This is a genomic window from Actinacidiphila sp. bgisy167, assembly GCF_965342175.1.
GTDB lineage: Bacteria > Actinomycetota > Actinomycetes > Streptomycetales > Streptomycetaceae > Actinacidiphila.
On record NZ_CBDRBL010000038.1, the window covers coordinates 23,216 to 41,608 of the forward strand.

Below are 18,393 nucleotides of genomic sequence, written 5' to 3' on the forward strand. Positions count from 1 at the left end.
GGTCCATGGACGAGCGGCATCCGATCGACTGGGACGAGGCCACCTGGCTCAACGCCCCGCAGCACGCCGAGGCGGACGGATCGGGACTGCTGGTCACCACCCGCGACCGCAGCGACTTCTGGCGCACCACCGGTTACGGCTTCGTCCGGGACGACGGGCACGCCCTGCTCACCGGCTTCCCCACGGAGACGTCGATGGAGGTGACCTTCCGCGCGGACTTCGACACGCTGTACGACCAGGCCGGGCTCATGATCCGGGTCGACGCGCGGACGTGGGTCAAGGCCGGGATCGAGATGTCCGACGGTGTGCCGCACCTGGGCGCGGTCGTCACCCGCGGCGTGTCGGACTGGTCGCTCGCGCCGGTACCGGACTGGGCCGGGTGCAGCGTCACCGTCCGCGCCAGCCGTTCCGGCGACGCCGTCACGATCCGCGCCCGCCGTGACGACGGTCCGTGGCGGCTCGTGCGGCTGGCACCGCTCGACCCCGACACCGCGGCCACCGCGGGACCGTTCTGCTGCTCGCCCGAACGCGCGGGGCTGCGCGTGGCGTTCACCGCCTTCACCCGGGGCGCGGCAGATTCCGCGTTGCACGAGGAGCCGCAGCAGGCAGCGGCCGCCGGTCACTGAGGCCGATGGAGACGCGATGGGATTCGTGGGCGGGACCTGGCGGGTACTGCACGACGGGGAGCCCGTCGGCGGCATCACGGTCGAGGAGGCCGACTTCCCGTGGCTGTCGGGGCGGTTCGCGCCCGCCCCGGCCTTCGCCCGGGTGGAGCCTCTGTTCGCGCGCGAGCTCGCCCTGATGCGGGTCGCGATGACCGCTCCGGCCGAGGAGGACGAGCCCTGGGAGGCGTGGGAGGCCGCGTACAACGAGGTGCGCCGGGTCGTGGCGCTGTCCTCGCCTTCCGGCCCCGTCCCCGAGTTCCTGCTGCACATCGAGGGTGGTCGAGCCTGGTTCCGGTGGAGCGACGAGCCCTTCGACGACGCATCGAGCGCCTGACGCCAGGGCGCCCCCGACGCCCCGGGAGCGTGGTAGTCGGACTACCCGGCTCGTTCCTTGACGTCACGCCCTGACGGTTGGAGCGTGGGGTTGTGGACGAATAGTGACAAAGGCAACATTTCGAACAACCTTTCCCGGCCGCCATGGTCATCTGTCGCGGCCGCGGGGATACGGGCCGGTGTCCCGGTCCGTGGTGCCTTTGACGTCCACACCAGGAATCGACCTGGCTAGGAGAGTTCTCATGCGTGTTTCCAAGTGGCCCCTCGCCGCAGTGGCAGGCCTTGCGCTGGCGCTGGGGGGTGCGGCCTCGACGGCCGTCGCTGCGCCGACGAGCTCACCGGCCTCAGTGGTGAGCTATGCCGAACACGGCGGCGGCGGCGGTGGCGGTGGCCACGGCGGCGGCGGTGGCCACGGCGGCGGGGGTTACGGCGGCTACGGCGGCGGGGGCTACGGCGGCTGGGGCGGTTACGACCGCGGTTACGGCGGCTGGGGCGACCACGGCGGCTGGGGCGGTTACGGCGGCTGGGGCGGTGGCTACGGCCATGATGGTGGCGGCTACGGCGGCGGCCATGGCGGCGGCTACGGTGGCGGCGGCCACGGCGGCGGTGGCGGCGGCCACGGCGGTGGCGGCGGCGGTGGCCACGGCGGTGGCGGTGGCGGCGGCCGGTAACGGCTCGAGCGCCCCCGGCACAGACCGGCACATCTCATCTGACGACCGGCCGCGCGCCTCCCGCAGGCGTTCCGGCGGTCACGCACCTCGCAGAAGCGGAGGCCGCGCCCACGGGAGACCGTCGGGCGCGGCTTCCGCCTGCGTCGGCCGTGCGACGCTCCGGCGAGGTCACCCGAACGGACCGACCCGCCCGAGGTCTCGGCTACTCGGGCGGCGCGGACGAGGCCGCTGCGGCCAGGGAGCTGAAGCCCGTCAGCTTCTCCGGGTTGAGCACCCACATGAGCTGGTCGATGCCCTGCTCGGAGGCGCTGATGGCCAGAAGGGCCATCGGCGTGCCGGCGTGGACGACGAGCGCCGCGGTCTGCCCGTTCGCCTCGACCCACGCCACTTCGGTGTCGGGCCAGAAGCGCGGCGCGAAGGCGGTGATGAACCTCGCCACCCTGGTGCTGCCGACCACGGGGATCTTCGCGGCGTTGCGCACGGCGCCGCCGCCGTCGCCGTAGTTGACCACGTCCGTGGCGAGCAGCTTCTCCAGGCCTGCCATGTCTCCCGCCCTGGCGGCCGCGACGAACGCCTCCAGCAGTCGGCGGTGCTCCTGCGTCCCCACCCGCTCGCGCCGCCCGGCGGCTACGTGCTTGCGGGCACGGCTGACGAGCTGGCGGGCGTTGGGCTCGCTCAGGTCGAGCACTCCGGCGATCTCCCGGTACGGGTAGTCGAACGCCTCGCGCAGCACATACGCCGCCCGCTCGGTGGGCGTCAGCCGTTCCAGCAGGAGCAGCAGCGCGATCTCCACCGCCTCGCTGCGTTCGGCGCCGAGCGCGGGGTCGGAACGGGTGTCGACCGGTTCGGGGAGCCAGGGGCCGACATAGCCCTCGCGCCGGACGCGGGCGGACTGGGTGACGTTGATCGCCAGCCGGGTCGTCGCGGTGGTGAGGAACGCGGTCGGGTTCTCCACGGCGGAGCGGTCGGCGCCCTGCCATCGGAGCCAGACGTCCTGGACGACGTCCTCGGCCTCCGCGGCACTGCCGAGCATCCGGTACGCGATGCCGAACAGGCGCGGGCGCACGGCCGTGAACACCGCCGCGGCGTCGTCGAGTGAGTCCCCCTGCTCCGCGTCCGCTGACCGCATCGCCGCGTCTTCCTCCACCGTCACCCTGCCCGGCTGCCCGATTCAGCCTACACAGCGCAGCTCCAAGCCCTCGGCGGGGGGCCGCGCACCCTGCCGTGACGCGTGCGGGCAGCTGCGGGGGACGGGCAGCGGGGACGGCCACGGGCTCAGGCCGCGTTGCGTCCCGCCGCACTTCCGCGTGCGGACGCACGGCCCCCAAGGGGACCGGGCAGGAATCGTGTGCGCGACTGCAGGAGCCGTGCGGGACAGCGCGGTGCGACACGCGGCATGCACACGCTTTCCACGCCTTCGCACACGCGTTCCAAAAACGTCATGGATCAGGGTAACGTTACGCATCGCAGCAGGATCCGCACAGGGAGGGACGGGGCATGGAGCCCACCACTACGACAGTGCGCCGTGGGCGCCCGAAGGGCTCGGACAACCCCGGCCCCGACGGGCTGACCAACCGTCAGTCCCACATCGTCGAGGCGATCCTGAACTCGGTGGAGACCCGCGGCTTCCCGCCGTCGATGCGTGAGATCGGTGAAGCCGTGGGACTGGCCAGTACGTCCTCGGTCGCCCACCAGCTGGCGGTGCTGCAGCGCAAGGGCGTGCTCGAGCAGGATCCGCACCGGCCGCGCGCCTACCGCGTGCGGTGCTCCTGGCCGGCGCAGCACGAATCGGAGCCGGGCGCGGCGCCCGTGAGCGCCTCGCCGTCCGCGCGTGTACCCGTGGTCGGCCGGATCGCGGCCGGCACGCCGATCCTCGCCGAGGAGCAGGTCGACGAGGTCTTCGTGCTCCCCCGGCAGATCGTCGGCGCGGGCGAGCTGTTCGCCCTCAAGGTGGTGGGCGACTCCATGACCGGTGTCGCGATCTGCGACGGCGACTGGGTGACGGTGCGCAGTCAGGACGCGGCCGACCACGGCGACATCGTGGCCGCGATGATCGACGGCGAGGCCACCGTCAAGCGGCTCAAGCACGAGGGCGACCGGGTCTGGCTCATGCCGCACAACCCCGCCTACGACCCGATACCCGGCGAGGAGGCGGTCATCCTGGGCAAGGTCGTCGCCGTGCTGCGGCGCCTGTGAGACCGGGCCGTCGGCCCACGCCCGGATCGCCGGCCCGTGGAGGCGGCGCGGACAGAGGGGTCGGCGTCGCGGGCCCGGCCATCCGCGCGACCTCCTGACCGACCGGCTCAGCCGGTCCCCTCGGGCAGCACCGACCGGAGCCCGCCGAGCAGATGGGCCCGGAAGGCCGCGTCGTGGTACGCCCGGGCGGAGTGGCCCAGCGCCGTGTAGAAGACGGGGCCGCCGCCGTACTCGTGGCACCAGACCAGCGGATGGTCGGCCCCCATCGAACCGCCCGTGTACGAGGACTCGTCGGCGCGGGCCAGTACCCGGACTCCGGGACGAGGGCTGCGGTCGAAGTCGTACCACTCGTCGGTGACCTTCCAGGCCGCGCCCAGGTGCGCCGTGGCCGGATGCGCGGTGTCCTCGATGAGCACTGTGCCCGCCTGGAGGGGCGGATGCCCGGTGAAGCGCGCGCCCAGCAGCTTCCCGTAGTAGGGCCAGGCGCCCTCGGTGCAGGCCGCGGCGTGCACTCCCATGAATCCGGAGCCGTCCGCGTGGTGCGCCACGAGAGCGGTCCGGCCCGCGTCGCTGAGCACCTCCCCGCTGGTGGATAGGAAGACCACGGCGTCGTATCGGCGCAGACGCGTCCCCTCGACGTCCTCGGGCCGTTCGGTGGCGTCGACCCGGAAGCCGTGCTCGGCCCCCAGTTCGGAAAGGGCCCGGACTCCGTCCGGGATCGAGTCGTGCCGGTAGGCGGTGGTGCGGGTGTAGACGAGCACACGGGGGTCTCGGCGGGGCATGCGGTCTCCCAGGGCGGTGGCGGACGGCGAGAGCGGCACCCCCAGTCTCCCCGCGCTGCCCCGGGCGGCCCGGTTCGGGGTCGGTGCGCCGCCCGGTTCCCGCTCCGGCAACGCGCTTCAGTGGCCGATGCTGTCGATGAGCTCGCGCGCACCCTGCCGCAGCAGCGCCACCGCGACCGACGTGCCGAGCGTGGCGGGGTCGAGGGGGCCCGCCCACTCATGGGCCTCGAGGACGGTCTTGCCGTCCGGGGAGAAGACCCGTGCCCGCAGGGAGAGCCTGCCTTCGGGTCCGGCGTGGGCGTAGCCTGCGATCGGGCTGTTGCAGTGGCCCTGCAGGACGTGGAGGAACATCCGCTCGGCCGTGGTCTCCCGATGCGCGGCCGGGTCGCCGAGATCGCTCACGGCGTCGATCGTCCCGGTGTCGCCCTCGCGGCACTGCAGGGCGAGGACACCCGCTCCGATGGGCGGCACCATCGTCTCCACCGGCAGCACCTCGCTGATGACGTCGGTCCTGCCGATCCTCCGCAGCCCGGACACGGCCAGGAGCAGCGCGTCGGCGTCGCCCGCCGCGAGCTTGTCCAGACGGCGGTTGGCGTTGCCGCGCATCGGAACACACGTCAGATGCGGGTGCGCTGCCGAGATCTGGGCGACGCGGCGCACGGAGGAGGTGCCGACGCGCGTGCCGGGCGGGAGCCGGTCGAGGGTGAGTCCGCCGGGGTGCACCAGGGCGTCGCGGATGTCGTCCCGCTTCAGGAACGCGGCGAAGACCGTCCCGGCGGGCAGCGGCCGGTCGGCGGGCACGTCCTTCACGCAGTGGACGGCCAGGTCCGCCCGCCCCTCCAGCAGCGCGGCGTCGACCTCCTTGGTGAACGCGCCCTTGCCCCCCAACCGGGCGAGGTCGCCCATCCAGCGGTCACCGGAAGTGGTGACGGGCACGACCTCCGTCCGGATACCGGGGTGGAGCGCGGCGAGCTCCGTGCGTACGCGCTCTACTTGAGCCAGCGCCATCGGTGAGGAGCGGGAGACGATGCGGATCAGTTCCGGGACTGCCATGCGCCCACGGTACGGCGCGCGGCACGCACCCCGTGCGGCAGACCGAGCCCAGCCGCCGAGGTCGGCGGCGCGGCCGGCGGCGCCGGCGGCCCCGGCCGCGAGGAGTCCTGCGCGAGGCTGCGGCGCCGCAAGGACGGGCGGCGGGGTGGGCGCACCGTGACGCGGCGACAACCCTCGCCCGCACCGGTGTCCCCCGAGCCGGTGACGCCGATGACGCACGCACCGGTGTCCCCCGAGCCGGTGACGCCCGGGGCCGTCGGCGCCCTGCGGGCGCGCCGCTTCCCGTCTCCTCCGCCGCCCCTGCGCCGCCCGCTGTACGTCCTGGCCGTGCTGGCGCTCCTCGCGCAGATGGCGTGGGCGATGGTGACGACCGCGGTCCAGCAGACGCCCACGATCGACGAGCCGGTGTACGTGGGCACCGCGACGGTCTATCTGCGCGAGCACAGCCTGCGCTTCAACCCCGAGCACCCGCCGCTCGGCAAGCTGCTCATCGCCGGCGGCCTGGCCTTCGCCCACCCGCGTCTCGACCCGTCCTTCGAGGGCGACCAGACGGAGCTCGGCCGCAGCGTGCTCTACGCGCAGGGCAACGATCCCGGGCGGCTCATGCGGGCCGCCCGGCTGCCGGTCATCGCGCTGACGCTGCTGTTCGGGCTGGTGGTGCTCGCCTTCGCGCGGGATCTCACCGGGGCGCCCGGAGGGCTGCTCGCGCTCGCCCTGTACGCGTTCTCACCCGACGTCATCGCGCACGGCTCGCTGGCGACCCTCGACGTCCCGGCAGCCGGTTTCCTGCTGACGTCGGCGTGGGCGCTGTGGCGGGCCCGGAAACGTCCCAGGCTCCATCTGCCGCTCGCAGGGTCGGCGTTGGGCGCGGCGGTCGCCACGCGGATGAGCACGCTCCCCGCCGTCCCGGTCCTGCTGCTCGCGGCCGCGCTGTCGGTGTGGCACGCGGACCGGCGCGGCGCGGAGCGGGGCACGGAGCGGCCCGCCGCGGGACGGTCGCTGCGGCGCGCCGCGGTCGCTGCGGGCGGGGTCGGGGTCCTGGCTGTCGCGGTGGTGTGGGCGGCCTATCTGGTCGTCGACCCGCGGCTGCGCTGGACGGCGCCCGACACCCTGCCGGCCCTGCGCGGGCTGCGGGCCGCGGCCGTCGACGCGCTCCCGCTGCCCAGGGCTTACAAGGACGGGATGGCGGTGCAGTTCGGCTTCGAGGACTCGACCTTCGAGGGCTTCCTCTTCGGCCGCCACTACCGCGGGGCGCTGTGGTACTACCTGCCCGCCGCGGTGCTGGTGAAGACCCCGCTCGGCATGCTCGCCCTGTGGCTCGCCGGCGCCGTCGCGCTGCTCGCACTGCCCAGGCTGCGGCCCGCCGCCCCGTACCTGCTCGTCCCGGCCGCCGTGCTGACGGCCGCCGCCATGACCGGCTCACGCGACTTCGGCGTCCGCTACGTCATCTTCCTGCCCATGCTCGGGGCGGTCACGGCCGCGTGCACCACCGCCCTGCGGCGGCGCTGGGCGGCCGCGGCGGCGGCACTCGCCGTCTTCGTCGCCGTCAGCTCGCTGCGCACCTTCCCGTACTACCTGCCGTACTCCAACGAGGCCTTCGGCGGCACGTCGAAGACCCATCTGCGCCTGCACGACTCGAACGTCGACTGGGGCCAGGACCTGGGCCGCCTCGCGGACCGGCTCCGCGAACGCCACCCCGGCGAGCGGGTGTGGCTGGTCTACAAGGGGAGCGGCGATCCCGCCCACTACGGCATCGACGCCGCCGACCCGCGCGATGTCCCGAAGGACCGGGTCCACGGGCTGCTCGTGGTGTCGGACTCCGCGGTCGCCAAGGCCGAGGGCCGGCTGGCGGAACTCATCGCAGGCAGCGAGCCGATCGACGAGGTGGGGCACTCGATCACGATCTACCGGCGCTGACGCCCGGCGCCGCCCCCTCCGTCGTCCGGGAGACGGCGCCGGCGCGGCGCCAGGGCGTGCGGGCCGCCGCGACGAAGACGTCGATGTCCGCGTCCGTGACGTCGTCGATGCTCCGGTAGCGGGTCTCGTCGATGTCCTCGAGGGTCGCGACGCACTCCTCGGAGGCGTCCGCACGGGTGTCGTCGACGTCGTCCGGCCGCCAGTGGTGCCGCCCGGGGAACACGTCGTGGCCGCGCCGGATGCACCTTGGAGGTGTCGATCCGCCCGCGGAGCTGCTCGGCGGAGACGTAGTCGCCAGGAGCGTCGCAGCCGCTGGTCATGGCCACCCCTGGGGACTCGAGTGCCCGATCGATCAGCACACGACTCGGCTGTTCCACCCGTTGCTTGGCGCCGCCCTTTCCTGACGCGAGCCCCCGGGACGACGGTCGGACCCCGGCCCCGGAAGGCGGTCTCCCGGCCTCAGGCCGTGGACTCGTGCACGTAGCACCAGCGCCAGGTCTCGCCCGGCTGGTAGGAGCGGATCACGGGGTGAGCGGTGGCCTCGTAGTGCGCGGTGGCGTGCCGCCCCGGGGAGCTGTCGCAGCAGCCGATGTGGCCGCAGGTGAGGCACAGCCGCAGATGGACCCAGTCGCGGTGCCCGGCGGCCAGGCAGTCGGCGCAGCCGTCCTCCGGGGGCGCGGCCGCGGTGTCTACCGGGGCCCGCTCGAGATCGGGACATGGTGCTGTGGTCACGCGGACCCCCTGTGCCTGCTCCGGATCCTGCGCCTGCCGCGGATCACTCCTGACGCCGCCAGGCTACGTCAGCCCCGTACCCGGCGCGACCAGCGGCCCGGACCTCCCCCGAGCCACCCGGCGGCCCTTGCCGGCGACCCACCGCGAGGGCGGCGGCTCAGTCGCGGAGCTCGCCCTCCAGGAGGCCCATGGTGAACATGTCGTACCAGCGGCCGTCGCGCCGGAAGACCTGCCGCAGCCGGCCCTCCTCGACGAAGCCGACTCGGAGGGTGTCAACCATAGTTGACACCCCCCGACCCCGCGGCATCGGACGACGCCCGTGCGTCAGGTGTTCCCCCGGGCCGCGGCGCGGCGCTGCCGCTTGCCCAGCGGCGCCTGGGAGAGGTCCTCGGCCTGGGACCTGAGGTTCCTGTGACCGTAGCCCCGTTCGTCCAGCCACGCCCTGGCCGCCGTCTCGGCGCGTACGGCCGCCTCGAGGATGTCCTCCTCCGCCTCCCCCGAGTCGAGGAAGCGGAAGGTGAAGGCCGGGCGGGCCGCGATGTCGTAGGTGAGGTGGCCCTCGGGGGTGAAGGCGGCGCGCAGGACGTCGTGTTCCGCCGCGTCGGCGAGGAGTTCGGCGCGCTGCTCGGTGGTGAGGCCGTCGAAGACACCGCGGACGGTGACGCGGAAGGTGCGTGTGCTCATCCCCCGACCCTAAGGAGGGCGCCGCTGTCCGCTCCACCCCATTTCGCCGGTGCGAGGCGGGCCCTGGCGCGCGGGCGGACGGTGGTCGGGACACGTCTGGCCGCAGGGAACTTCAGCCCGGGGCCGAAATTGTCGATCATTGCGGCAGGACGCACGAAACTGGGTTCCCGACACCGCCGAGGAGTCGCGCCGATGACGACGTGGACGAAGGACGAACTGGACCGCATCGAGCCCGCCGACGAGCTGTCGCTCGCGCCCCGGTGCGATCCGGGCACCCTGGACCCGCCCACCACGATCTGGGTGCTCCGCGACGGTGGCGACCTCTATGTGCGGTCCGACCACGGACGCGGCGGCACATGGTTCGGCGCCGCACGGACCCGGCGCAAGGGCCGGATCAGCACCGGAGGGGTCGAGCGGGACGTCGACTTCGCGGAGGTCGACGACCGGGTCGTCGACGAACGGCGCGACGCCGCCTGCCGCGGCGCGGACCGCACCGAACCCACGGCCGGCGGGACGGCACGCGCCGTGACGCTCAAGCTCGTGCCGCGCTGAGCGCGCCCGCAGCGGAACACGAGGACAGACATGACGACGATGGTCATCGTCGGCGCGGGGCGCGGGTTGGGCGCCGCCTCGGCGCGCCAGTTCGGCAGCGACGGTTTCGACGTCGCGCTCGTCGCCCGCGACCAGGACCGCCTGGACGCGTTGGCGGCCGCGCTGGACCAGGACGGCGTGCACGCGCAGGGGTTCGCGGCCGACGTCCTGGACCCGGACGCCCTCGGCGCCGCGCTGGACGCCGCCGCGTCCGCGCTCGGGCCGATCGAGGTGCTGCAGTACAGCCCGGCGCCGCACCGGGACTTCATGCGGCCCCTGCTCGAGACGACCGCGGCCGACTTCGCGGGGCCCCTGCGGTTCTCCCTGTGCGGGGCCGTCACCGCCGTCCACGCGGTGCTGCCCGACATGCGGTTCCTCGGGCGGGGCACCATCCTCTTCGTGGGCGGCGGCAGCGCGGTGCGGCCGCTGCCCGCCCGCGCCGGGACCTCCGTGGCGTACGCGGCGCAGAGCGCCTACGCCCGGATGCTGCACGACACGCTGGCGGGTGAGGACATCCACGTCGCGCAGCTGATCGTCCCCGGGGTCATCGCGGCCGGGCACCCCCGGCACGATCCCGCCGCGCTGGCGGGCGTCCTGTGGGCCATGCACCGCGAACGGACGGAATTCCGGCACTTCGCGGGGGTGCTGGTGGGCGAGGCCTGACGAGCGGCGCTCGGGGCCGCCGGAGCCGGGACTGGGCTTCTCGGACGGCTCGCACGGGCTCGTCGGGGACGGTGGTGTGCCGGGCGAGGACCTCGCGGAAGGCGAGGTGCTTCGGGGTGATGTCGCCGGCTGCCCATGGCGTCCGTCGGCGCCGCGGACGGGCCGGGCGCCGGCCGGGGCAGAGAGGCGCCGAGGGGCGGGGCGAAGCGGCGTGACGAGGCCCCGGACGGGCCCGCCACGAACGGCCGCTGCGGCGGCGAGCCGACTTCGGGGGTGGCGGTCCGTGCGGTAGACAACCAGCGCGGACCAGGACCGCGCGGTCCGCCGATCGCACCGCCGTGCCCCGAGGAGCAAGCCGTGCCCCAGGAGTTCCAGGAGTTCGCCGGAGCCACCGCCCTCGTCACCGGGGCCACCGCCGGCATCGGACGGGGGGCGGCGCTGCGGCTGGCGGCGCTGGGCGCCGAGGTCGTCGTCCACGGACGGGACGCGGACCGCGGCGCGCGGGTCGTTGCGGAGGCGGAAGCCACCGGCGGGCGCGCCCGGTTCGTCGCCGCCGACCTGTCCGATCCCGGTGACGTGCTGCACCTGGCCGAGGCGGCGGGCGCGGTGGACGTCCTGGTCAACAACGCGGGCATCTACCGGTTCGCGGGCGCCGCCGATTCCACGGCCGAGATGTTCGACGTCCACATGGCCGTCAACGCCCGGGCGCCCCTGCTGCTGGTCGGGGCCCTCGTTCCGGGCATGGCCGCGCGCGGCCGCGGGGCGGTCGTCAACCTGAGCACTTTGGCGGCGAGCGTTCCCGCGCGGGGGGCCGCCGTCTACGGGGCCTCCAAGGCGGCGCTGGAGCTCATGACGCGCGTGTGGGCCGACGAGTTCGGGGCGCGCGGGGTACGCGTGAACGCCGTGGCCAGCGGGCCGGTCCGCACCCCCGGCACCGTGAAGATGGGTGAGAAGGCGCTCACGTCCGTCGCACGCGCCACCGTCCTGGACCGGCCCGCCGAGCCCGAGGAGATCGTCGAGGCGATCGTCTTCCTGGCCTCGGCCCGCGCGGGATACATCACCGGCGCCGTCCTCGACGTGTCCGGCGGCCGGCCGGCGATCGGCTGATGGCGGGCACACCGGCGCACCCGTCGCGTCCGCTCCGGACACCTCCGCGAGGGGGCCCGCGTCCACGAAGGACCCCCGTCCACGAAGGCAGGAACGACTCATGAAGGCGCCGCCGCATCCCGGCCTCGGCAGGGACACCGTCTACCTGGACCACAACGCCACCACGCCCGTCGACCCCAGTGTGGTCGAGGCGATGGCGCCCTGCCTGACCACCGGCTTCGGCAACCCCTCCAGCGGGCACGCCTGGGCCGCGGAGCCGGCCGCGGCGCTCGCGCGGGCCCGCCGCCAGGTCGCTGCGCTGATCGGGGCGGCGGCGCGGGACATCGTGTTCACCGGCTCCGGATCCGAGGCGAACAACCTGGCGGTGCGCGGCGCGGTGCTCGCCTCCGGAGCCGACCGCCCACGGGTGATCACCCAGGTCACCGAGCACCCGGCGGTGCTGGAGACCTGCGCCGCGCTGCGGCGGCTGCACGGGGCGCGGGTGACGGTCCTGCCGGTGGACCGGGAGGGCCGGCTCGACCCGGACGTCCTGGCCGCCGCGCTGACCCCCGACACCGTGCTGGTCTCCGTCATGGCCGCCAACAACGAGACCGGCACCCTGCAGCCCGTCGCGGAACTCGCCCGGCTCGCCCGCGACCAAGGCGTGCTGTTCCACTGCGATGCCGCGCAGGCCGCCGGGAAGATCCCCCTGGACGTGGGCGCGCTCGGCGTGGACCTGCTGACGGTGGTGGGGCACAAGATGTACGCGCCCAAGGGCGTGGCCGCGCTGTACGTACGCCCGGGCCTGCGCCTGGAACCGCTGGTCTACGGCGGCGGGCAGGAGCGCGGGCTGCGGGCCGGCACGGAGAACGTCGCCCTCGCGGTGGCCCTGGGGGCGGCCGCCGAGATCGCGGCGGCGGACCTCGCCGACGGCGCCGGCGCGCGAGCCGAGGAACTCCGCGACCGGCTGCACAGGGGCCTGTCCCGGGCACTGCCCGGCCGTGTCCACCTCAACGGGTCCGAGCGCCACCGCCTGCCCACCACCCTGAACGTCAGCATCGACGGCGTGCTGGGCCACGACCTGCTCGCCGCGGTACCCCGGGTCGCGGCATCCACCGGATCCGCGTGCCACAGCGGCAGCCGCGCGCCCTCGCCCGTGCTGCGGGCCATGGGCCTGGAGGACGAGCGTGCCCTGACCGCCCTGCGGCTGTCGGTGGGGCGGTGGACCACGGCCCGCGACGTCGATCTGGCCACCGGGCTGCTCGCCACCGCTGCCGGCGCCGCCACGGCACCTTCCGGCTAGGAAGCCGTGCGGAGGGGCGGCGTCGCCCTGGACTTGCGGGCGGCCGTCCGCGCGGTAGCGTCGAAAGGACGCGGGGAGAAGCGCACGAAGGAGCGGGCGGATGGGCATGAAGCGGTGGATCGGCGCCTGGCCGGTGTACCGGCAGCTCACGGGGACGGACCCACTGGGCCGGGGCAAGGCCGCGCAGTCGGCCCGCTCGGCCGGCCTCGGATCCCGCACGGAGAGCGCCGACCGGGTGGCCGGCTCGGTGTGCCCGTACTGTGCCGTGGGCTGCGCGCAACGCGTCTTCGTCAAGGACGAGAAGGTCGTCCAGATCGAGGGCAACCCGGACAGTCCCATCTCGCGCGGCCGGTTGTGCCCGAAGGGCTCGGCGAGCAAGCAGCTGGTCACCGGTCCTCAGCGGGAGCAGCGGGTGCTCTACCGCCCGCCGTACGGCACCGAGTGGCAGGAACTGGACCTGGACGCGGCCATGGACATGGTGGCCGACCGGGTGCTCGACGCACGGCGCAAGGGATGGCAGGACACCGACGCCGAGGGCAGGACCCTGCGCCGCACCATGGGCCTGGCCAGCCTCGGCGGGGCGACGCTGGACAACGAGGAGAACTACCTCATCAAGAAGCTGTTCACCGCGCTCGGCGCCCTGCAGATCGAGAACCAGGCCCGCATTTGACACTCCGCCACGGTTCCCGGTCTGGGAGCCTCGTTCGGACGTGGCGGTGCCACGGACTACCAGCAGGACCTGGTCAACTCCGACTGCATCATCATCATGGGCTCCAACATGGCCGAGGCCCATCCCGTCGGGTTCCAGTGGGTCATGGAGGCCAAGGCGCGCGGCGCCAAGGTCTACCACATCGACCCCCGCTTCACGCGCACGAGCGCGCACGCGGACCAGCACGTCACCATCCGGGCCGGTACCGACATCGCGTTCCTCGGCGGCGTGATCAACCACATCCTCACGCACGACCTGGACTTCCGGGAGTACGTGGCGGCGTACACCAACGCGCCCTTCCTCGTGAGCGAGCGGTTCCAGGACACCGAGGACCTGGACGGGCTGTTCAGCGGCTACGACCCGCACACCGCGGCGTACGACGCGTCGAGCTGGTCGTACGCGAGCGTCCCCGCGGAAGGCCGTCCGGGCCACCACAACAAGGAGGTGTCCGCCCCCTACCAGCACGGCGCGGGCGGCCCCTTCATCGAGGGGGCGCCGGGCGGCATCGAGTCCGACCCCACGCTGGAGCACCCCCGCTGCGTCTTCCAGGTGCTCAAGCGGCACTTCTCGCGCTACACCCCCGAGATGGTGGAACGGATCTGCGGCGTGCCGCAGGAGCTGTTCCTGGAGGTCTGCCGGGCCTGGACGCAGAACTCGGGCCGGGAGCGCACCGCCTCGCTGGTGTACAGCGTCGGCTGGACCCAGCACTCGGTGGGCGCGCAGTTCATCCGGGCCGGGTCGATCATCCAGCTGCTGCTGGGCAACATCGGGCGCCCGGGCGGCGGGATCTTCGCCCTGCGGGGCCACGCCAGCATCCAAGGCTCCACCGACGTGCCCACCCTGTTCAACCTGCTGCCGGGCTACCTGCCGATGCCGGACGTGTCCCACGAGGACCTGGCCACCTACCTTGACGGGATCCGCGGGCGCGGGCAGAAGGGCTTCTGGGGGGCCGCCGACGCCTACACGGTGTCACTGCTCAAGGAGTACTGGGGCGACGCCGCGACGGCGGAGAACGACTACTGCTACGACTACCTGCCGCGGATAGACGGCGACCACGGCACCTACCGCACCGTGATGGACATGGTCGACGGGGGCAAGGTCTTCGGCTACTTCCTGCTCGGCCAGAACCCCGCGGTCGGCTCGGCCCACGGCCGCCTGCAGCGCCTGGGCATGGCGAACCTCGACTGGCTCGTCGTCCGCGACCTCGCGATGATCGAGAGCGCCACGTTCTGGAAGGACGCGCCGGAGATCGAGACCGGGGAGATCACCACGGAGACCTGCCGCACGGAGGTGTTCTTCTTCCCGGCGGCCTCGCACGTGGAGAAGGCCGGCACCTTCACGCAGACGCAGCGGATGCTGCAGTGGCGGGACCAGGCCGTCGAACCCTCCGGGGACCAGCGCTCCGAGCTGTGGTTCTTCTACCAGCTCGGGCTGCGGATCAAGGAGCGGCTGGCCGGCTCGACCGATGAGCGCGACCGCCCCGTGCTGGACCTGGCCTGGGACTACGAGGTCGAGGGCGACGAGCCCTCTCCGTCGGACGTGCTGCGCCGCATCAACGGCATCGACCTGCGCACCGGGCGGACCGTCGACAGCTACCTCGACCTGAGGGCCGACGGCTCGACGGCCTGCGGCTGCTGGATCTACAGCGGCGTCTACGCAGGTGAGACCAACCAGGCCAGGCGGCGCACCTCCCGCTTCGAGACCGGCCCGTACGACGCCGAGTGGGGCTGGACCTGGCCTCTCAACCGTCGTGTGCTGTACAACCGCGCCTCCGCCGACCCGCAGGGGCGGCCCTGGAGCGAGCGGAAGAAGCTGGTCTGGTGGGACGCGGAGGCCGGCGAGTGGACCGGCAACGACATCCCCGACTTCGAGAAGAACAAGCCGCCGGACTACAAGGCCCCGCCGGGGGCGTCCGGCGCCGAGGCGCTCGAGGGCGACGACGCGTTCATCATGATGCGCGACGGCAAGGGGTGGCTGTTCGCCCCGGCCGGGCTCGCGGACGGCCCGCTGCCCACGCACTACGAGCCCCACGAGTCGCCGATGCGCAACCTGCTCTACGGCCAGCAGGGCAACCCGGTGCGGAAGGTCTACGGGCGGCCCGACAACCCGTCCAACCCCGCGCCGCCCGAGGCGCACTCCGAGGTGTTCCCCTACGTGTTCACCGCGGCCCGGCTCACCGAGCACCACACGGCGGGGGCGATGAGCCGGCAGCTGCCCTACCTGGCGGAGCTCCAGCCGGAGTTGTTCGTGGAGGTCTCGCCGGAGCTGGCGGCGGAGCGCGGGCTGCGCCACCTGGACTGGGCCCATGTGGTCACCAGCAGGACGGCGGTCGACGCGCGCGTCATGGTGACCGACCGGATGGCGCCGCTGCGTGTCGACGGGCGCGTCGTCCACCAGGTCTGGATGCCGTACCACTGGGGCCAGACCGGGCTCAGCAAGGGCGACGTGGTCAACGACCTGATCGGCGTGGTCGCCGACCCCAATGTGTTCATCCAGGAGAGCAAGGTGCTGACCTGCGACGTCCGGCCGGGACGGCGCCCGAGGGGACCGGCCCTGCTCGAGTACGTCGAGGACTACCGGCGAAGGGCCGGGATCACGACGGAGACCGGCACCCGCATAGCGACGGCCGACGGCCGCGTCGAGCGGGCGCACCTGGAACCGGACCGGCCGGAGGAGCCGTCATGACGCAGGACAACAGCTTCTACGGGCCGCTCGCGGATCCCGCCGGCGACGCCGGGCACCGCGACCACCCGCCGCGGATGGGCTTCTTCACCGACACCTCCGTGTGCATCGGCTGCAAGGCGTGCGAGGTGGCCTGCAAGGAGTGGAACGCCATCCCCGAGGACGGCATCGACCTGCTGGGCATGTCCTTCGACAACACCGGCATGCTGGGCGCGAGCTCGTGGCGGCACGTCGCCTTCGTCGAGCAGCAGCGCCCGCTGGGCCGGCAGGACGCGGGCCTGGCCGGCCTGCCCGTCGGCCCCTCCAGCACGGAGGGGACGGCCGAGGTGGTGGCGGACGCCCTGGAGGTCGCCGAACGCGGCGGCGGCGACCTCGGCACGGCACCGGTGGACCTGGGTTTCCCCTCCTTCGACCTGCCCGGTGCCGGGACGGGCGCCGAGACCCGCACCGACTTCCGCTGGCTGATGTCCTCGGACGTGTGCAAGCACTGCACGCACGCCGGGTGCCTCGACGTATGCCCGACCGGGGCGCTGTTCCGCACCGAGTTCGGCACGGTCGTCGTTCAGCCCGACATCTGCAACGGCTGCGGCTACTGCGTGTCCGGCTGCCCCTACGGCGTCATCGACCGGCGTCCCGACGACGGCCGGGCCTGGAAGTGCACGATGTGCTACGACCGGCTCCGCGACGGCCTGGAACCGGCCTGCGCCAAGGCCTGCCCCACGGACTCCATCCAGTTCGGGCCGCTGGACGAGCTGCGCGAACGGGCCGACCAGCGCGTGGCGCAGCTGCACGAGGCGGGCGTCACCGAGGCCCAGCTCTACGGCCGCGACCCGGACGACGGGGTCGGCGGGGACGGCGCGTTCTTCCTGCTGCTGGACGATCCGGAGGTGTACGGGTTCCCGCCGGACCCGGTCGTGCCGACCCGCGACCTGAAGTCGATGTGGAAGCATGCGGGCGTGGCGGCGTCGGCGCTGCTGGCGGCTTCCGCCGCCGTCTTCGTCGGCGGGGTGCGGCGGTGACCCGCGACGGGGCCGGCCGGCACGGTCGCGACGACGACGGGAGCCGCGAGCGCTCCATGGTGCCGAAGGCGACGTTCCGCTCCTACTACGGGCGTCCGGTGCTCAAGCCGCCGGTGTGGGAGTGGAAAGTCCCGGCGTACCTGTTCACCGGCGGGCTGTCCGCCGGGGCCGCCCTGCTCGCGGCCGGCGCGGACCTTACCAGGCGCCCCGAGCTGGCCCGGGCAGGCCGGATCGGCGGCTTCGGCGCCCTGCTCGCGAGCATGTATCTGCTGGTCGCCGACCTCGGGCGGCCGGAACGCTTCCACCACATGCTCCGGGTGGCCAAGCCGAGTTCGCCGATGTCGGTGGGCACCTGGATCCTCGTGGCGTACGGGCCCGGCAGCGCACTGGCGGCCGCGGCCGAGGTGCTGCCCGCGGGCGTGCGCGCCACACTGCCCGGGAGGCTGCTGCGCGGGGCGGCACGACCGGCCGGGCTGTCGGCGGCGCTCTTCGCCCCCGGCGTCGCCTCGTACACGGCGGTGCTGCTGTCGCAGACGGCCGTGCCCGCGTGGCACGACGCCCGCCGCGAACTGCCCTTCGTCTTCACCGGGTCGGCGGCGGCGAGTGGCGCGGGGCTGGGCATGCTCCTGACCTCCGTGGCCGAGGCGGGGCCCGCCCGGCGCCTCGGCGTGGTAGGCGCGGCAGCCGAGATCGTCGCCTCGCGGCTCATCGACCGCCGGCCGGGTCTGGTGACGGAGGCGTACACCACCGGCCTCCCGCACCGGCTGCGCAAGGCGTCGGAGTACCTCACACTGGGCGGCGCCCTCACCGCGCTGACCCTCGCCCGGCGCAGCCGCGCCGCGGCGGCCGCCGGCGGACTCGCCCTGCTGGCGGGCAGCGCCCTGCAGCGCTTCGGCACCTTCGAGGCGGGTGTCGTATCGACGAAGGACCCCGCGTACGTGGTCAAGCCGCAGCGGGACCGGTTGCGGGCCGCGGGGGCGGCCTGAGCCGGCGCGGAGCGTTTGCCGGGGGTACCCCGTCGGCGCGCGGGGCGTGCGCTCGAAGAAGATTCATCACGCGGGACCGACTCTCCACCGCTTTCATCCCCCCACCACTTTCTGCGACCGATTTCCCCTGTGCCCGCGTCGCGGCGATGACGTGTTCGAAGCTGCCATCCGGTCGCCGCTCCGTGGCGTCTTCTTGCGCGTGCCGCGGCAGGGCCTCCTGCCGTCGGTGGCAGAAACCGCAACCGCCGACCACGACGCACCCGCACACGACATCACGACCCGGCGCGGCGCAGCCACGACCGGCGGCCGGGGCCGCCGTAC

General features: G+C 73.8%; 19 protein-coding genes. 12 read left to right on the forward strand and 7 right to left on the reverse strand.

Going from position 1 to position 18,393, the window contains the following annotated elements; genetic code table 11:
• The first annotated feature begins 5 nt into the window (after positions 1 to 5).
• The 3 genes from ACRWND_RS16505 to ACRWND_RS16515 all read left to right on the forward strand — a co-directional run bounded on the left by ACRWND_RS16505 (position 6) and on the right by ACRWND_RS16515 (position 1,669).
• Positions 6 to 626 carry a DUF1349 domain-containing protein gene (locus ACRWND_RS16505; protein ID WP_431949950.1) on the forward strand — a complete coding sequence of 207 codons (621 nt, stop codon included), beginning with the start codon at positions 6 to 8 and terminating at the stop codon, positions 624 to 626.
• Positions 627 to 642: 16 nt separating this feature from the next.
• Positions 643 to 999 (forward strand): hypothetical protein, encoded by a 357-nt coding sequence (locus tag ACRWND_RS16510; protein WP_431949952.1) that lies wholly within the window; start codon positions 643 to 645, stop codon positions 997 to 999.
• 241 nt (positions 1,000 to 1,240) lie between these two features.
• Positions 1,241 to 1,669, forward strand: coding sequence for a hypothetical protein (locus ACRWND_RS16515; protein ID WP_431949954.1), 429 nt, complete (start codon positions 1,241 to 1,243; stop codon positions 1,667 to 1,669).
• 202 nt (positions 1,670 to 1,871) lie between these two features.
• Here the strand turns inward: ACRWND_RS16515 and ACRWND_RS16520 are convergent, their stop codons facing one another.
• Positions 1,872 to 2,798 (reverse strand): RNA polymerase sigma-70 factor, encoded by a 927-nt coding sequence (locus ACRWND_RS16520; protein ID WP_431949956.1) that lies wholly within the window; start codon positions 2,796 to 2,798, stop codon positions 1,872 to 1,874.
• Positions 2,799 to 3,166: 368 nt separating this feature from the next.
• Between ACRWND_RS16520 and lexA the strand changes: the two genes are divergently transcribed.
• Positions 3,167 to 3,865 carry a transcriptional repressor LexA gene (lexA, locus tag ACRWND_RS16525; protein ID WP_431949958.1) on the forward strand — a complete coding sequence of 233 codons (699 nt, stop codon included), beginning with the start codon at positions 3,167 to 3,169 and terminating at the stop codon, positions 3,863 to 3,865.
• Positions 3,866 to 3,972: 107 nt separating this feature from the next.
• Here the strand turns inward: lexA and ACRWND_RS16530 are convergent, their stop codons facing one another.
• Both ACRWND_RS16530 and hemC read right to left on the reverse strand, forming a co-directional pair.
• The gene (locus ACRWND_RS16530) at positions 3,973 to 4,647 is read right to left on the reverse strand and encodes a ThuA domain-containing protein (RefSeq protein WP_431949960.1); all 675 of its coding nucleotides are present in this window, start codon (positions 4,645 to 4,647) and stop codon (positions 3,973 to 3,975) included.
• A 117-nt stretch (positions 4,648 to 4,764) separates the two neighbouring features.
• On the reverse strand, positions 4,765 to 5,700 hold the full coding sequence (gene hemC, locus ACRWND_RS16535) for a hydroxymethylbilane synthase (RefSeq protein ID WP_431949962.1): 936 nt from the start codon (positions 5,698 to 5,700) through the stop codon (positions 4,765 to 4,767).
• A 210-nt stretch (positions 5,701 to 5,910) separates the two neighbouring features.
• On the opposite strand from hemC, the gene ACRWND_RS16540 reads away from it, so the two are divergent.
• Positions 5,911 to 7,617: an ArnT family glycosyltransferase gene (locus tag ACRWND_RS16540; protein ID WP_431949964.1), complete on the forward strand. Its 1,707-nt coding sequence runs from the start codon at positions 5,911 to 5,913 to the stop codon at positions 7,615 to 7,617.
• Here ACRWND_RS16540 and ACRWND_RS16545 read toward each other — a convergent pair.
• The 4 genes from ACRWND_RS16545 to ACRWND_RS16560 form a co-directional block, all read right to left on the reverse strand.
• Positions 7,598 to 7,840, reverse strand: coding sequence for a hypothetical protein (locus ACRWND_RS16545; RefSeq protein ID WP_431949966.1), 243 nt, complete (start codon positions 7,838 to 7,840; stop codon positions 7,598 to 7,600). The genes ACRWND_RS16540 and ACRWND_RS16545 overlap by 20 nt on opposite strands.
• Positions 7,841 to 8,076: 236 nt before the next feature.
• Complete coding sequence (locus ACRWND_RS16550; protein WP_431949968.1) at positions 8,077 to 8,349, reverse strand: UBP-type zinc finger domain-containing protein; 273 nt, start codon at positions 8,347 to 8,349, stop codon at positions 8,077 to 8,079.
• Positions 8,350 to 8,506: 157 nt separating this feature from the next.
• Complete coding sequence (locus ACRWND_RS16555) at positions 8,507 to 8,629, reverse strand: hypothetical protein (RefSeq protein ID WP_431949970.1); 123 nt, start codon at positions 8,627 to 8,629, stop codon at positions 8,507 to 8,509.
• A gap of 44 nt (positions 8,630 to 8,673) precedes the next feature.
• On the reverse strand, positions 8,674 to 9,033 hold the full coding sequence (locus ACRWND_RS16560) for a DUF6204 family protein (protein ID WP_431949972.1): 360 nt from the start codon (positions 9,031 to 9,033) through the stop codon (positions 8,674 to 8,676).
• 192 nt (positions 9,034 to 9,225) lie between these two features.
• Between ACRWND_RS16560 and ACRWND_RS16565 the strand changes: the two genes are divergently transcribed.
• The 7 genes from ACRWND_RS16565 (at position 9,226) to nrfD (ending at position 18,072) form a co-directional block, all read left to right on the forward strand.
• Positions 9,226 to 9,585, forward strand: coding sequence for a DUF2255 family protein (locus tag ACRWND_RS16565; RefSeq protein ID WP_431949974.1), 360 nt, complete (start codon positions 9,226 to 9,228; stop codon positions 9,583 to 9,585).
• Between the two features lie 30 nt (positions 9,586 to 9,615).
• Positions 9,616 to 10,287: an SDR family NAD(P)-dependent oxidoreductase gene (locus tag ACRWND_RS16570; protein WP_431949976.1), complete on the forward strand. Its 672-nt coding sequence runs from the start codon at positions 9,616 to 9,618 to the stop codon at positions 10,285 to 10,287.
• Between the two features lie 357 nt (positions 10,288 to 10,644).
• Complete coding sequence (locus tag ACRWND_RS16575) at positions 10,645 to 11,394, forward strand: SDR family NAD(P)-dependent oxidoreductase (RefSeq protein WP_431949978.1); 750 nt, start codon at positions 10,645 to 10,647, stop codon at positions 11,392 to 11,394.
• Positions 11,395 to 11,494: 100 nt separating this feature from the next.
• A complete protein-coding gene (locus ACRWND_RS16580) occupies positions 11,495 to 12,676 on the forward strand; it encodes a cysteine desulfurase family protein (protein ID WP_431949980.1) in 1,182 nt (393 codons plus the stop codon).
• Between the two features lie 100 nt (positions 12,677 to 12,776).
• The gene (gene fdh, locus ACRWND_RS16585; RefSeq protein ID WP_431949982.1) at positions 12,777 to 16,070 is read left to right on the forward strand and encodes a formate dehydrogenase; all 3,294 of its coding nucleotides are present in this window, start codon (positions 12,777 to 12,779) and stop codon (positions 16,068 to 16,070) included.
• On the forward strand, positions 16,067 to 17,086 hold the full coding sequence (locus ACRWND_RS16590; protein WP_431949984.1) for a 4Fe-4S dicluster domain-containing protein: 1,020 nt from the start codon (positions 16,067 to 16,069) through the stop codon (positions 17,084 to 17,086). The genes fdh and ACRWND_RS16590 overlap by 4 nt, the downstream gene beginning before the upstream one ends.
• The gene (nrfD, locus tag ACRWND_RS16595; protein ID WP_431949986.1) at positions 17,083 to 18,072 is read left to right on the forward strand and encodes an NrfD/PsrC family molybdoenzyme membrane anchor subunit; all 990 of its coding nucleotides are present in this window, start codon (positions 17,083 to 17,085) and stop codon (positions 18,070 to 18,072) included. Before ACRWND_RS16590 ends, nrfD begins: the two co-directional genes overlap by 4 nt.
• The last annotated feature ends 321 nt before the right edge of the window (positions 18,073 to 18,393 follow it).

Excerpts from the sequence above, each read along its gene's own strand:
- ACRWND_RS16505 (WP_431949950.1), top strand. The coding sequence starts at position 6 with ATGGACGAGCGGCATCCGATCGACTGGGACGAGGCCACCTGGCTCAAC.
- ACRWND_RS16510 (WP_431949952.1), top strand. The coding sequence starts at position 643 with ATGGGATTCGTGGGCGGGACCTGGCGGGTACTGCACGACGGGGAGCCC.
- ACRWND_RS16515 (WP_431949954.1), top strand. The coding sequence starts at position 1,241 with ATGCGTGTTTCCAAGTGGCCCCTCGCCGCAGTGGCAGGCCTTGCGCTG.
- ACRWND_RS16520 (WP_431949956.1), bottom strand. The coding sequence starts at position 2,798 with ATGCGGTCAGCGGACGCGGAGCAGGGGGACTCACTCGACGACGCCGCG.
- lexA (WP_431949958.1), top strand. The coding sequence starts at position 3,167 with ATGGAGCCCACCACTACGACAGTGCGCCGTGGGCGCCCGAAGGGCTCG.
- ACRWND_RS16530 (WP_431949960.1), bottom strand. The coding sequence starts at position 4,647 with ATGCCCCGCCGAGACCCCCGTGTGCTCGTCTACACCCGCACCACCGCC.
- hemC (WP_431949962.1), bottom strand. The coding sequence starts at position 5,700 with ATGGCAGTCCCGGAACTGATCCGCATCGTCTCCCGCTCCTCACCGATG.
- ACRWND_RS16540 (WP_431949964.1), top strand. The coding sequence starts at position 5,911 with ATGACGCACGCACCGGTGTCCCCCGAGCCGGTGACGCCCGGGGCCGTC.
- ACRWND_RS16555 (WP_431949970.1), bottom strand. The coding sequence starts at position 8,629 with ATGGTTGACACCCTCCGAGTCGGCTTCGTCGAGGAGGGCCGGCTGCGG.
- ACRWND_RS16560 (WP_431949972.1), bottom strand. The coding sequence starts at position 9,033 with ATGAGCACACGCACCTTCCGCGTCACCGTCCGCGGTGTCTTCGACGGC.
- ACRWND_RS16565 (WP_431949974.1), top strand. The coding sequence starts at position 9,226 with ATGACGACGTGGACGAAGGACGAACTGGACCGCATCGAGCCCGCCGAC.
- ACRWND_RS16570 (WP_431949976.1), top strand. The coding sequence starts at position 9,616 with ATGACGACGATGGTCATCGTCGGCGCGGGGCGCGGGTTGGGCGCCGCC.
- ACRWND_RS16580 (WP_431949980.1), top strand. The coding sequence starts at position 11,495 with ATGAAGGCGCCGCCGCATCCCGGCCTCGGCAGGGACACCGTCTACCTG.
- ACRWND_RS16590 (WP_431949984.1), top strand. The coding sequence starts at position 16,067 with ATGACGCAGGACAACAGCTTCTACGGGCCGCTCGCGGATCCCGCCGGC.